We start from the raw sequence: 12,640 nt of genomic DNA on the forward strand, positions 1-12,640 counted from the left end.
CCGGGTTGCCACCGTCTGCCCTCATTCTGATGTGCCGCTTGCGCGGCTTACCGCCATATATCGTGGTCGTTCCCGGGGTCGAACCCGAATGCCACTGTTTGTGTGGCGATATTACATCAGTTTGCGACGGCGTGTCACCTGAATATCGAGGTCAGTAATCTTTTTCCGCAGCGTATTCCGGTTAATCCCCAGGAGATCAGCACATTTTGCCTGATTTCCACCAGTCGCATCCAGCGCGATTTCGATCAACGGTGCCTCGACCTCGCGTAGAATACGTTGATAGAGGCCGGGAGGCGGCAGGATGTTTCCGTGCAGATCAAAATACCGGCGCAGGTGACGACCAACCGAAGATGACAGCTTCTCACGCTCGCCATCACCCAGAACTGGTTCGGCCTCGGGCTGGCTACCCAGCACCATCTCAACTTCGGTGCGCGAGATTTCATCAGAACGGCTGGTTAGACCAAGACGCCGGATCGCATTTTCAAGCTGTCGGACATTGCCGGGCCAGGAATACCGGCGCACCAACTCGACGGCTTCGGGGCTGAGACGACGCTGCGCGCCACTTTCCCGCTCCTCCCGCGCCAGAAAGTGATCGGTCAGCAAGGTGATATCATCAACCCGCTCGCGCAACGCAGGCACGTGGATCGTCGCACCGCAGAGACGGTAATAGAGATCTTGTCGTACGCGACCACTTTCCATCGCGTCGGTCAGATCTGATTGACTTGTGGCCATGAAACGCGGCACGTGATCGCCCGGCGTGTCCATCATGCGCACGATACGGGCCTGAATCTCATCATCAATATCGGCAATTTCATCGATCAGCAGCGTACCACCACGTACGCGCGCCATAACCCGTGCCGGGCCTTCCAAATCGCTCAGATCGGCAGCAGTCACGGTGACAAAGGGCAGTGTCCTTCGGTCAGAGAAATCGTGAATAGCGCGTGCTATCAGAGATTTACCCGTCCCACTTTCACCAGAAATCATCACAGACAGATCCGTGTTCATCACCCGAGCGACCAGACGATAAAGCGCCTGCATCACCGGGGTGCGCCCGACAAGCGGCAGTTCATCAGGTCGGTCTTCGCTGGCCATCACCGGCTCAGCCTGTACCCGCTGCTTTTGATCCAGCGCCCTCGCGGTGCGCTTCATCAGATCGGGCAAATCGAAAGGCTTTGGCAGATAATCGTAAGCTTCCGCCTCAGCCGCCTGAATGGCTGTCATGATGGTGTTCTGGGCCGAGATCACGATGACCGGCAAACCGGGACGGTCCTGCGCGATCTTTGGCAGCATCTCCAACCCGTTTCCATCCGGCATTACCACATCCGAGATCACAACGTCGCCCTTACCTTCGGCCACCCAGCGCATCAGCGTGGTCAGCGAAGATGTCGCGTGAACCTTGCACCCCGCCCGCGTCAGGGCCTGTGTCAGAACCGTGCGGATCGTGCGGTCGTCATCGGCAACCAGAACTGTGCCATCCATCAGATGCTCTCCTTTTCATACGCGTCGTTCGGTGCACGCCGCAGGGACAGTCGAAAACTAGTGCGACCGGGCACAGATTCAGCCGAAATCCAGCCGTCGTGGTCGGAAACGATCTTGCTGACCAGCGCCAGCCCAAGCCCGGTGCCGTTCTCCTTGCCCGACACGAAGGGGTCGAAAATATCACTGCGAATATTTTCCGGCAGGCCCGGCCCATCATCAATAATCTCGATCTGCAGAGGCAGCGAATGACCCGAACCGTCACTGCGCCGCAGTCGGAATGAATGCTCAAAATAGGTACGCAGCCGGATTGTACCTTTGCCATCAGCAGCTTCCGAAGCGTTTTTGAGCAAGTTCAGAACCACCTGCAGGAACTGATCCGGGTCCCCGTAGGCCAAGGGCAGCGAGGGGTCGTAATCCTCGATAATCGTCATATGCGCGCCAAAACCCAACAGCGCTGACCGGCGCGCGCGATCCAGTACATCGTGGATATTGACCGGTTTGAAATCGGGTTGAGACAGGTTGCCGAACTGTTCTACCTGCTCCAACAACTTCACGATGCGGCGGCTTTCCTCAACGATAAGGTCAGTGAGCTCAAGATCTTGCTGCGAAATATTCATGCTGAGCAATTGCGCCGCACCGGTGATCCCTGCCAAAGGGTTCTTGATCTCATGCGCCAGCATCTCGGCCATACCAATCGCAGACTGCGCTGCCGATTTCACAGTGTTGCCACGGGTCATCCGACCGGCCAGTTCGCGCGGCGAGATGATCATGATCATTGAACCGGGATGCCCCATCAGCGGCGCGATTTGCAGCGCACATTGCAGCGGCGCGCGATTGCCCGACCCAACGTCCACATCGTTCACGAACAGCGGTGTACCTTGTTGACGCGCGCGCAGAAACGCCTCTTCCAACGGCGCGTCAACCGCGAGTTGATCCCAGACCGGGTGTCCAATCACTGCCTTGCGGGAGGCGTTCAGAAACCCCTCACCCGAGGAGTTGACGTCCGATATCCGATCTTCGGCATCGATAATGAACGCCGGAACCGGAAGCGAGGTCCAGATGCTCTGGTCAGAGGTCATGCTGCTGCCTCCGCCGTGCCACTAAGCGCATCTGCCAAAAGCCGTAACACCTCATTGGTGTCGCGGGATGTCAGAACAGCCCGCCGCAAGGTGGCGGGTGTTCCGGCCTCATCCATGTACCAACCGAGATGTTTGCGTGCGACGCGCAGGCCCAGATCGGTACCGTAGAACTCCAGCATCGCCAGATAGTGGCCACGCACCATCTCGATCAGTTCAGTGCCCGTGGGAATGGTTGGAGAAGCAGCGCCATAGAGATCCTGGCAAATCTGCGCCAGCAGCCAGGGCTTGCCCTGCGCCCCCCGACCTACCATGACGCCATCGGCCCCGGATTGATTCAGCGCGATTTGCGCGGCCTCGGTATCGACGATGTCACCGTTTGCGATGACAGGGATCGAGACGGCTTCTTTCACCGCCCGGATCGCCCGCCAATCTGCCCGGCCTTTATAGAATTGACAGCGCGTACGCCCATGGATGGTCACCATCCGGATGCCTGCGTCCTGCGCACGCCGCGCCACATCCGGCGCGTTCAGCAGATTGTCATCCCAGCCTAGCCGTGTTTTCAGCGTAACAGGCACATCAACTGCACCCACAACGGCCTCGATCAGCGTCAGTGCATGGTCCGGAGTTTTCAACAAAGCCGAACCGGAATAGCCATTGGTTACCTTCTTGGCCGGGCAGCCCATATTGATATCGATCACGCGCGCGCCCCGGTCAGCGACTTGCCGGGCGGCCTCGGCCATCCAATGCGCCTCGCGTCCGGCCAATTGCACTGCGGTGTTTTCCACATCCGCCGACAGCTCGGCCCGTTCACGTACGCCTGGCTTGGCCTGCACCATCTCTTGGCTGGCGACCATTTCGCTGACCACCATGCCCGCGCCGAAGCGCATCACAAGGTCCCTGAAAGGCCGGTCGGTGATTCCGGCCATTGGTGCCAGCAGCACCGGAGGGGTCAGATCCTTTTCAGCAAGACGCAGGGCCAATGTGCTTAATCCTTGAGCAGTTGTGCGTTTGATATCGAAATTGCGGCATATGAACAATAAAACGGGAGCATTCAAGCCCGCAAAATCATCATGTGCTTATTTTTTAAGCAAATTGACGCGGGTGATTGCCTCTGCATTCACCGACCCCTAAACAATGCCCCAATCAGGAGACCTTTCAGATGACCACAGCCGCCATCATCGTCGCCGCCGGGCGCGGCCAGCGCGCCGGAGGCGGAGTGCCCAAACAGTGGCGTGCCTTGGCTGGGCGGCGCGTGGCCGATTGGGCGATTGACCGCTTCGAAGGGTTGGTTGATCACGTCGTTTTGGTGCTGGCCGAAGAGGACACAGCCGCTTGGGAAGAATTCAGCGCGACAAACCTGATCCTTGCACCCGGCGGTGCAGACCGCGCCGGATCAGTGCGCAACGGGTTGCAGGCTTTGGAAGCGTACAGCGTTGAAAAGGTTTTGATACATGATGTTGCCCGACCCTGCGTCAGCGCTCGGATAATCGGCGATGTTCTGAAAGCACTCGACACGCATGCGGCAGCTGCTCCAGGCTTGGCGGTCACGGATGCGCTCTGGACAGGCGACGGTTCAGTGGTCACAGGAACGCAGGATCGATCCGGCCTTTACGCTGCGCAGACACCGCAGGGATTTCATTATGTCACAATCACCGCCGCCCATTCAGCCCATCCCGGAGGTGCGGCGGATGATGTAGAAGTCGCGCGCGCTGCAGGAGTCGAAGTCGCGATTATTCCGGGCGATGCGGATAACCTGAAAATCACACAGCCCGAGGATTTCGCCCGGGCCGAACGTACAATGGGTATGAATATGGATGTAAGGCTGGGCAACGGCTACGACGTGCACCGCTTTGGTGACGGAGATCACGTGATCCTCTGCGGTGTGAAGGTGCCGCACAATCGTGGGCTCCAAGGTCACTCCGATGCAGATGTGGGGATGCACGCGGTCACCGACGCGATCTATGGCGCCCTGGCGCGGGGTGATATCGGACAGCATTTTCCGCCCTCCGATCCGCAGTGGAAAGGTGCAGCGAGTGAAATTTTCCTGCGCCACGCAGTCGAATTGGCTGGGCAGTTGGGCTATGAGATCTCGAATGTCGACTGCACACTGGTCTGCGAATTTCCCAAGATCGGCCCTCATGCCGATACCATGCGTGCCGAAATGGCACGGATCATGGGCTTGCGCACCGATCAGGTCTCGGTCAAGGCCACCACATCCGAACGGCTGGGCTTTACCGGTCGCAGCGAAGGCATTGCCTCGCTCGCAACTGCCTGTCTGGTGAAGTCATGACAGCGGCTCGTCTAATCGGAACCGTCTGCGGCGTCGGTTACCTCCGCCCTGCCCCCGGCACCTGGGGATCGCTGGCTGCTTTGCCGCTGGCGTGGGTTCTGCATACGCTGGGTGGCTTCCCCTTGCTGGTCATCTCAACACTCGCGGTTTTCTTCGGGGGCCTGTGGGCCACGCGAGTGATGACAGCTGGACAAGATGACCACGACCCGTCCGAAATTGTCATTGATGAAGTCGCGGGCCAGTTCATCGCGATATGGGCGATTTCCTACCCGTCTTGGGCGCATGGGATCGACATCACAGCGCTCTGGCCCGGCTGGATCGCGGGTTTTCTCTTGTTCCGCCTCTTCGACATTACCAAACCCGGTCCCATTGGCTGGGCCGACCGGCGCGGAGATCCTATGGGTGTCATGCTGGATGATGTGATCGCTGGCGTCTTTGCGGCCATCGGTGTGATCGTCCTCGCCGGTATCTCACATGGAGTCATGGGTCTATGACCGTTGTCGACCTACTGGATCGCGCCAAGGCGCAGGGCATGATGATCGCCACTGCTGAAAGCTGTACCGGCGGTATGGTCGCCGCTGCACTGACTGACATCCCTGGCAGCTCTGCCGTGGTTGAGCGCGGCTTTGTCACCTACACCAACACCGCGAAGCAAGAGATGCTGGGCGTGCGCGCCGATACGCTTGAGACATATGGAGCAGTTTCAGAAGAAGTCGCCCAGGAAATGGCCAATGGCGCCCTGCAGAATTCGCGGGCACAGTTGGCGGTCTCGATCACCGGCATCGCGGGCCCCGGCGGGTCCGAACATAAACCCGAAGGCCGCGTTTGCTTTGGCCTCGCTGCACAGGGACAACCGACCCGAACCGAGACCGTGGAATTCGGAGCCCAGGGACGGGATAACGTACGTCGCGCTGCGCGGGACCACGCTTTGACCCTTTTGAGCGACGCTCTTGCTGATCTGGCTCGGACCTAAGAAAACCTGCAACCTACAGCGCATCATTTCGAATAATGGGCGCTGTATACAGTTACCGCGCGGCAGCCTACGCATTTGTGACGGCGATGGTGGTTGCGCTTCTTACCTCGCCTCGCATACACGTCGAAACCGAGATTGAAGGCACGGTCTTGCCGATTGCGGAAAGCGAGCCTGAGAAATGAGCAGTCAAGCCCACCTTGGCTGCTCTGCCCGCAAGGGCATCAAGCGGACCTCTTGGGGGTCCGCTTTTCTTTTAGCGTGCCCTCTCGACTCTGGGCCGGGGGTCAGGCTATCAGCCTGCGACACCCTTTCAGCCCAGAGGTTTGCGCCATGATCCCCAGTTCCTTCCCCGACAGCACCGAAATCGCCCGCCTGACCGCACGGATGCTGCTGGAGATCAAAGCCGTACACTTTAATTCCCGCGAACCTTTCACGCTGGCCAGCGGTCTACCAAGCCCGACCTATATCGATTGCCGCAAGCTGATCTCGTACCCGCGCATCCGCTCGACCCTGATGGACTTCCTGACGGTTACCGTGATGCGCGACGCGGGGTTCGAAGCGTTTGACAATATCGCCGGTGGCGAGACAGCAGGTATTCCCTTCGCTGCAATGGTGGCCGAGCGCATGGCACTGCCAATGACCTACGTGCGGAAGAAACCCAAAGGCTACGGCCGGAACGCCCGCATCGAAGGCGCGATGAGCGAGGGTGAGCGGGTACTGCTGGTTGAAGACCTGACCACCGATGGAGGCTCAAAACTGTCCTTTGTCGACGCGATCCGCGAAACCGGTGCGACCTGTGGGCATACGGCTGTGATCTTCTATTATGGTATTTTCCCCGAAACCGAGAAAACGCTGGGCGATCACGGCGTAAAATTGCACTCGCTTTGTACTTGGTGGGATGTTTTGGCGGAAGCCAAAGCGCAAAAGGCCTTTGACGAAGAGACGCTTGATGGCGTCGAGGCCTTCCTGAACGACCCGCGCGGTTGGCAGGACGCACATAAAAGCTGACGTTGCGCAAACTGTTTTCAGAATGGAAACACTGACCGCTGCGTCGATCGCTTCATCCACAAGATGTTGACGCAACCCTGCCTCATCCTTCAATATGATGGGGCAGAGAGATATGCACAGCATATCCCCAGAAAACATACAATTTGCGCCGACTCACAGGGCCGCGCTATGGCCTCTGTCCAGGGGACAAAGAGAACAGCAATGAACGAGATCAGCAGTATCGAGCAGGCCGCCGCACAGATTCAGAACCCAGAAACAATGCCGCACTCCATCGAGGCCGAGCAGCAGCTTCTGGGTGCTATTCTGACGAATAACGATCTGTATGATCGGGTCGCATCGATTATTGGGGCCGAGCATTTCTATGATCCGGTTCATGCGCGCATCTACGAAGTCGCGTCGACCCGTATCGCTAAAAATGCGCTGGCTTCACCCGTCACGCTGAAGTCTTTCATGGCCGAGGATGAGGGCCTGAAGGAACTGGGTGGTCCGGCCTATCTGGTCAAGCTTGCCGGTGCATCGATCAGTGCCTTTGCGGTGCATGACTACGCCCAAATGATCTATGACCTCGCCATTCGGCGCGAGCTGATCCGGCTGGGCCGGGACATTTCAGACAAGGCTGCGAGGGTCGATGTCAGCAGCGAGCCCAAAGAACAAATCGTCGAGGCCGAGCAACAGCTTTATCAGTTATCCGAGCAGGGCCAGACCGAACAGGGTTTTCAATCCTTCCTCAAGGCGGTCACAGAAGCAGTCAACGTCACCAACGAGGCGTACCAACGCGGTGGCGGCATGGCGGGGATTTCCACCGGTCTGGCCGATCTCGACAAGCAATTGGGTGGCCTGCACCCGTCCGACCTGATCATTTTGGCCGGGCGTCCGTCGATGGGTAAGACATCGCTGGCAACAAACGTCGCATTTAACGTGGCCAAGGCCTACAAGCGCGGCACCAAGCCGGACGGCTCTGAAGGTGCGATCGACGGCGGTGTGGTTGGGTTCTTTTCACTCGAAATGAGCGCCGAGCAACTTGCGGGCCGGGTTCTGGCCGAGGCTTCTGAGATCTCCAGTCACAAAATCCGTCAGGGCGACATGACCGAGTCCGAGTTCCGCCGCTTCGTGGACGCCGCGAAAGAACTGGAAGCCTGCCCGCTGTTCATTGATGACACCCCCGCCCTGCCAATCTCGCAACTCGCTGCCCGTGCACGGCGGCTGAAGCGGACGCACGGGCTGGATTTGCTGGTGATCGACTACCTTCAGCTCTGCCGCGGAATGGCCGACAACCGCGTCAACGAAATCGCCGAGATTTCGATGGGCATGAAAGCCATCGCCAAGGAACTCAACATCCCGGTCATCGCATTGTCACAGCTCAGCCGACAGGTAGAAAGCCGTGACGACAAACGCCCGCAGCTGTCTGACCTGCGGGAATCGGGCTCGATCGAACAGGATGCCGACGTTGTGATGTTCGTGTTCCGCGAGGAATACTACAAGGAACGCGAAAAACCCGGCGATCACGAGTTGGAAAAGATGGAAGAGTGGAAACAGGCCATGGAGCGCCTGCATGGCAAGGCCGAGGTCATCGTCGGCAAGCAGCGCCACGGCCCCATCGGCACGGTAGAGCTGTCGTTCGAAGCTCAGTTCACCCGATTTGGCAATCTGGTCAAACCCTGGCAACAGGATAGCCAAATCGAGGGTTATTGATTCCTTGACCTGCCCGGTCCGATGTGTACGGATCGGGCCATGCAAGCTTGTCTCAATCCCCTACCCCGGCGCGTGATTCTGGCGCGTCATTTCGGGCATCGCCGCAAACGCTTTGCGGGATAGACCGGGGGCATTTTTGTCCCTGCAATCTTCCCCCTATAAGCGAGAGAGACATGACTGAATTCACAGAGATCCCCGTTATTCGTCTGGGTGCACGCCCTGATGAGGAAATCGCGGCCGAGTTTCGTTCGGCCTACGGCACGACTGGTTTCGGCTATATCGAAGATCACGGAATAGACCCGCAGCTGATGCGCGATGTGTTCGAAGCCTCAAAACAGTTTCACGCGCTGCCGCTGGATCAAAAGCTGGCAATCGCAGTCGACCACACGCATCGCGGATACATCGCCATCAACACATCGACAGATGTGAACTCAACACTGGCCGATGTAAAAAAACCCAACCAATCCGCCAGCTTCATGATGATGCGCGAGGATGCTGGCGTTGATCCCGATATCTACCTCTCGGGTCCAAACCGATGGCCTGATCTACCGGATTTTCGCGACACCCTGGAAACCTACGTTAAGGCTATGTCGGCCCTTGGACGCAGATTGATGCATATCGCGCTGATCGCTTGCGACGCGCAGGATTTCTCGATCCTTTCCGCCTTTGATGAGCCTACATTCTGGCTGCGTCTGCTTCACTATCCTCCGCAAGCAAAGACCAGCCCCGATGATCTATTCGGCTCGGCCCCGCACACTGATTTCGGATGCCTTACGCTGCTTGCTCAAGATCAGGTGGGCGGCTTGCAGGTCAAAACACCGTCAAGGCATTGGGTTGACGTTCCGTCCCGTCCCGACGCTTTTGTCGTCAATGTCGGGGATATGCTGCACCGGATGTCGAACGGCCGCCTGCTTTCGACGCCGCATCGGGTCATCAACCGTTCGGGCCGTGAACGATATAGCGTTCCGTTCTTCTTTGATCCTCATGTCAGCACAATCATCGAACCCCTACCCGGGACCGGCCAACCTCAGTTTAGCCCCTTATTATTTGCGGATTTCCTGCGTTCCGAGCTGGAAGCGGCCTATGAGGCGCATAAACCCGCCAAGAATTAAGGTGCTCCCCCCTTGACCTGGGCCAATCCTATGTGATGAACGGCGTTTATGAGTACCGCACATCTGACGATAAATCTGCACGCGCTCGCCCAGAACTGGCAGGCGCTTGACGCAAAGACCCAGGTTGAGACCGGCGCAGTGGTCAAAGCTGACGCTTACGGGTTAGGTGCCGGTCCAGTCGCCTCTGCGCTAGCTGAGGAAGGCGTTGCAAAATTCTTCGTCGCCGTTGCCGAGGAAGGCGTGGCCGTGCGTGAGGCTGTGGGCCCCGGCCCGCTGGTTACGGTGTTTTCCGGACATATGGAGGGCGACACGGATCTGCTGCGCCAGCATGATCTGACGCCGTTGATCAACTCGCCCGAACAATTCAAGCGTCATCGTCAGGCCCTGCCCGATCATGGCTTTGGTATCCAGCTCGACAGCGGTATGAATCGCCTTGGGCTTGAGCCTGCGGACTGGGCCGAACTGCGGCACGAAGCTCTTGCCCTGGACCCGCTGGTCGTGATGTCGCATTTGGCCTGCGGGGATGAGCCTGAACACCCTATGAACCGCCAACAGTTGAACACGTTCAAACAGATGACCGATGGCGTCGACGCGCCGCGCTCGCTTGCGGCGACGGGTGGTACTCTGATGGGGCCGGAATTCCACTTTGACTTTTGCCGCCCAGGGATTGGCCTGTACGGCGGGATGCCCTTTGCCGGGGCCAAGCCGGTCGTCACCGTCGATATGCCGGTGATTCAAGTGCGCGACGTCGCCGTGGGCGAGACCGTCGGCTACGGCAACAGCTGGAGCGCGCGCCGCCCGTCGAAGATTGCGACCGTTGCGGCCGGTTATGCCGATGGGCTGCATCGCGCCATTGGGGGCGGCATCGATACATTCGCTGGTGATCAGCCCTGCCCGGTGGTAGGACGTATCTCGATGGACCTGATCACCGTGGATGTGACTGACTTGCCGTATAAACCTGATCGCCTGCGTATCCTGAACGGGCACCAAACCGTCGATGATCTGGCCGAAGCCGCTGGCACCATCGGCTATGAAATTCTGACCTCGCTCGGCAGTCGCTTTTCGCGGGGCTACGTGGAATGAATCCCGTTTCATTGCTGGGTGAGCTGGGGCGTTCTATCCTGACCATGCTCGCCGCGTTTGGCCGCGTCGCGCTGTTCGCGCTCGACGCGGTTTCGCACATTTTTCGACCACCGTTTTATCCGCGCGAGTTCGGCATCGCCCTGCTGAATATCGGCTGGTTGTCCCTGCCCGTGGTCGGCCTGACCGCCATCTTCACCGGCGGCGCGTTGGCGCTGCAGATCTACGCAGGCGGCGCGCGTTTCAACGCCGAAGCCGTTGTGCCCCAGATCGTCGCCATAGGCATGGTGCGAGAGCTTGGCCCGGTGCTGGTCGGCCTGATGATCGCCGCCCGCGTGACGTCTTCGATCGCCGCCGAGATTGCGACGATGAAAGTGACCGAGCAGATCGACGCTCTGGTCACATTGTCCACCCATCCGATGAAATACCTCACCGCCCCACGCGTGCTGGCCGCCCTGATCACAGTTCCAGCGCTGGTCGGGATCGGAGATATCATCGGCATCGCAGGCGGCTACACTGTCGCGACGCAAAATCTGGGCTTCAACCCGGCAGCCTATCTGAAAAACACCGTCGATTTCCTTGAAGCGCGGGATATCGTTTCGTCACTCGTCAAAGGTGCTGCATTCGGCGTGATCGCCGCCATTATGGGTTGCTATTACGGCATGTCCTCAGGCCGCGGCGCGCAGGGCGTGGGCCGCGCCACCAAGGGCTCGGTCGAGGCTGCTGCTGTGCTGATCCTCGCCGCCAATTTCGTTCTTACAGGGGTGTTCTTCTCGCTATGATCCGAATGGAGAACGTACATAAGGCCTTTGACGACAACCACGTCTTGCAAGGCATGAACCTTGATATCCCACAGGGCACCTCGATGGTCATCATCGGTGGTTCGGGTACGGGCAAATCCGTGGCGCTGAAATGCATCCTCGGCCTGATCAAGCCCGACAGCGGCATGATCTATGTCGACGGCAAAGACGCCGCCAAAGGCGACCGCGATGCGTTTCTGGCCCGCTTTGGAATGCTGTTTCAGGGCGCGGCGCTGTTCGACTCGCTGCCCGTCTGGCAAAACGTCGCCTTCCGCCTGCTGCGCGGCTCGCTGAAACGCCCAGTCGATGAGGCGCGCGAGACCGCCATCGAGAAACTGCGCCGTGTGGGCCTGAAATCCAACGTGGCTGACCGATTCCCGGCGGAGTTGTCAGGCGGCATGCAAAAACGCGTCGGCCTCGCCCGCGCCATCGCCGCCGAACCCGAGATCATTTTCTTCGACGAGCCCACCACCGGCCTCGACCCCATCATGTCCGGCGTCATCAACGACCTGATCCGAGAAATCGTGACCGAGATGGGCGCCACCGCGATGACCATCACCCACGACATGAGCTCGGTCCGCGCGATTGCCGACAACGTAGCCATGCTGCACGGAGGCGTGATCCAGTGGACTGGCCCGGTCAGCCAGATGGACGCCTCAGGTGATCCCTATGTGGAGCAGTTCATCAGCGGGAGTGCCGAGGGGCCGATTGAGGCGGTGCGTTAAGCTCTCTCCGCCTCACGTTCCTGCTTTAACTGATCATACGCGCGCTTAGCGTAGTCATAGCGCAATAGATATTGCCCTGCGCTTATCACAAAGTCGGGGGTTTGAATGCGTATTGCATCAAACACTTGGCGAAGATGTGTTCCGGAAACCGGGATGTAGCCGGGATCTTCACCAGAAAACCTGTTGAATAGACGGCCACCAAACCATACCGCTCTTCTTCGTGCGCGATCCGTTTCGTAAAGTCGGAAATGCAAAACACCAAAGAGCTGCTCTCGGTCAAACGGCTACCTGTCTGCTGCCGCACTCGCAGCTGAAAAGACAGCATTTAAGCCGTCAGTTCCCGCAGCAACGGTTCCTTTACTAAATGCGGATGGGCCATTTACGATCTTTATTATTGGGTCA

Annotated in this window: 13 protein-coding genes; 10 read left to right on the forward strand and 3 right to left on the reverse strand. The window is 58.8% G+C overall.

Translation table 11 applies throughout. The annotated features are described in order from the left end of the window. Positions 1 to 111: 111 nt before the first annotated feature. From ACR0JG_RS11835 to dusB, 3 genes are read right to left on the reverse strand one after another with little or no spacing between them, the layout of a single operon-like run. Positions 112 to 1,479, reverse strand: a complete 1,368-nt coding sequence (locus ACR0JG_RS11835) for a sigma-54-dependent transcriptional regulator (protein WP_170396851.1) — start codon at positions 1,477 to 1,479, stop codon at positions 112 to 114. After that, the gene (locus tag ACR0JG_RS11840) at positions 1,479 to 2,558 is read right to left on the reverse strand and encodes an ATP-binding protein (RefSeq protein ID WP_170734932.1); all 1,080 of its coding nucleotides are present in this window, start codon (positions 2,556 to 2,558) and stop codon (positions 1,479 to 1,481) included. The genes ACR0JG_RS11835 and ACR0JG_RS11840 overlap by 1 nt, the downstream gene beginning before the upstream one ends. After that, positions 2,555 to 3,538 (reverse strand): tRNA dihydrouridine synthase DusB, encoded by a 984-nt coding sequence (gene dusB / locus ACR0JG_RS11845; RefSeq protein WP_480569937.1) that lies wholly within the window; start codon positions 3,536 to 3,538, stop codon positions 2,555 to 2,557. The genes ACR0JG_RS11840 and dusB overlap by 4 nt, the downstream gene beginning before the upstream one ends. 179 nt (positions 3,539 to 3,717) lie before the next feature. Here dusB and ACR0JG_RS11850 point away from each other — a divergent pair, with 179 nt between their 5' ends. The 10 genes from ACR0JG_RS11850 to ACR0JG_RS11895 all read left to right on the forward strand — a co-directional run bounded on the left by ACR0JG_RS11850 (position 3,718) and on the right by ACR0JG_RS11895 (position 12,238). Then, on the forward strand, positions 3,718 to 4,848 hold the full coding sequence (locus ACR0JG_RS11850) for a bifunctional 2-C-methyl-D-erythritol 4-phosphate cytidylyltransferase/2-C-methyl-D-erythritol 2,4-cyclodiphosphate synthase (RefSeq protein ID WP_480569940.1): 1,131 nt from the start codon (positions 3,718 to 3,720) through the stop codon (positions 4,846 to 4,848). Next, entirely contained in the window at positions 4,845 to 5,342 is a 498-nt protein-coding gene (locus ACR0JG_RS11855; protein WP_170396843.1) for a phosphatidylglycerophosphatase A family protein, read from the forward strand. The genes ACR0JG_RS11850 and ACR0JG_RS11855 overlap by 4 nt, the downstream gene beginning before the upstream one ends. Beyond that, positions 5,339 to 5,821, forward strand: coding sequence for a CinA family protein (locus ACR0JG_RS11860; protein WP_480569943.1), 483 nt, complete (start codon positions 5,339 to 5,341; stop codon positions 5,819 to 5,821). Before ACR0JG_RS11855 ends, ACR0JG_RS11860 begins: the two co-directional genes overlap by 4 nt. A gap of 35 nt (positions 5,822 to 5,856) precedes the next feature. Beyond that, positions 5,857 to 6,003 carry a hypothetical protein gene (locus tag ACR0JG_RS11865; RefSeq protein ID WP_480569946.1) on the forward strand — a complete coding sequence of 49 codons (147 nt, stop codon included), beginning with the start codon at positions 5,857 to 5,859 and terminating at the stop codon, positions 6,001 to 6,003. 148 nt (positions 6,004 to 6,151) lie between these two features. Further along, positions 6,152 to 6,829 (forward strand): orotate phosphoribosyltransferase, encoded by a 678-nt coding sequence (locus tag ACR0JG_RS11870; protein WP_170406124.1) that lies wholly within the window; start codon positions 6,152 to 6,154, stop codon positions 6,827 to 6,829. 201 nt (positions 6,830 to 7,030) lie between these two features. Continuing rightward, positions 7,031 to 8,521, forward strand: coding sequence for a replicative DNA helicase (locus ACR0JG_RS11875; RefSeq protein WP_170421945.1), 1,491 nt, complete (start codon positions 7,031 to 7,033; stop codon positions 8,519 to 8,521). A 173-nt stretch (positions 8,522 to 8,694) separates the two neighbouring features. Further along, complete coding sequence (locus ACR0JG_RS11880) at positions 8,695 to 9,633, forward strand: isopenicillin N synthase family dioxygenase (RefSeq protein WP_480569949.1); 939 nt, start codon at positions 8,695 to 8,697, stop codon at positions 9,631 to 9,633. A 48-nt stretch (positions 9,634 to 9,681) separates the two neighbouring features. Continuing rightward, positions 9,682 to 10,716 carry an alanine racemase gene (gene alr / locus ACR0JG_RS11885; RefSeq protein WP_480569952.1) on the forward strand — a complete coding sequence of 345 codons (1,035 nt, stop codon included), beginning with the start codon at positions 9,682 to 9,684 and terminating at the stop codon, positions 10,714 to 10,716. Next, complete coding sequence (locus ACR0JG_RS11890) at positions 10,713 to 11,495, forward strand: MlaE family ABC transporter permease (RefSeq protein ID WP_480569955.1); 783 nt, start codon at positions 10,713 to 10,715, stop codon at positions 11,493 to 11,495. The genes alr and ACR0JG_RS11890 overlap by 4 nt, the downstream gene beginning before the upstream one ends. After that, the gene (locus ACR0JG_RS11895; RefSeq protein WP_480569958.1) at positions 11,492 to 12,238 is read left to right on the forward strand and encodes an ABC transporter ATP-binding protein; all 747 of its coding nucleotides are present in this window, start codon (positions 11,492 to 11,494) and stop codon (positions 12,236 to 12,238) included. The genes ACR0JG_RS11890 and ACR0JG_RS11895 overlap by 4 nt, the downstream gene beginning before the upstream one ends. Positions 12,239 to 12,640 lie beyond the last annotated feature (402 nt).

It is taken from the genome of Ruegeria sp. AD5 (genome assembly GCF_056542345.1).

Coding starts and splice junctions, on each gene's coding strand:
- ACR0JG_RS11835 (WP_170396851.1), bottom strand. CDS start 1,479: ATGGATGGCACAGTTCTGGTTGCCGATGACGACCGCACGATCCGCACG.
- ACR0JG_RS11840 (WP_170734932.1), bottom strand. CDS start 2,558: ATGACCTCTGACCAGAGCATCTGGACCTCGCTTCCGGTTCCGGCGTTC.
- ACR0JG_RS11850 (WP_480569940.1), top strand. CDS start 3,718: ATGACCACAGCCGCCATCATCGTCGCCGCCGGGCGCGGCCAGCGCGCC.
- ACR0JG_RS11855 (WP_170396843.1), top strand. CDS start 4,845: ATGACAGCGGCTCGTCTAATCGGAACCGTCTGCGGCGTCGGTTACCTC.
- ACR0JG_RS11860 (WP_480569943.1), top strand. CDS start 5,339: ATGACCGTTGTCGACCTACTGGATCGCGCCAAGGCGCAGGGCATGATG.
- ACR0JG_RS11865 (WP_480569946.1), top strand. CDS start 5,857: ATGGGCGCTGTATACAGTTACCGCGCGGCAGCCTACGCATTTGTGACG.
- ACR0JG_RS11870 (WP_170406124.1), top strand. CDS start 6,152: ATGATCCCCAGTTCCTTCCCCGACAGCACCGAAATCGCCCGCCTGACC.
- ACR0JG_RS11875 (WP_170421945.1), top strand. CDS start 7,031: ATGAACGAGATCAGCAGTATCGAGCAGGCCGCCGCACAGATTCAGAAC.
- ACR0JG_RS11880 (WP_480569949.1), top strand. CDS start 8,695: ATGACTGAATTCACAGAGATCCCCGTTATTCGTCTGGGTGCACGCCCT.
- alr (WP_480569952.1), top strand. CDS start 9,682: ATGAGTACCGCACATCTGACGATAAATCTGCACGCGCTCGCCCAGAAC.
- ACR0JG_RS11890 (WP_480569955.1), top strand. CDS start 10,713: ATGAATCCCGTTTCATTGCTGGGTGAGCTGGGGCGTTCTATCCTGACC.
- ACR0JG_RS11895 (WP_480569958.1), top strand. CDS start 11,492: ATGATCCGAATGGAGAACGTACATAAGGCCTTTGACGACAACCACGTC.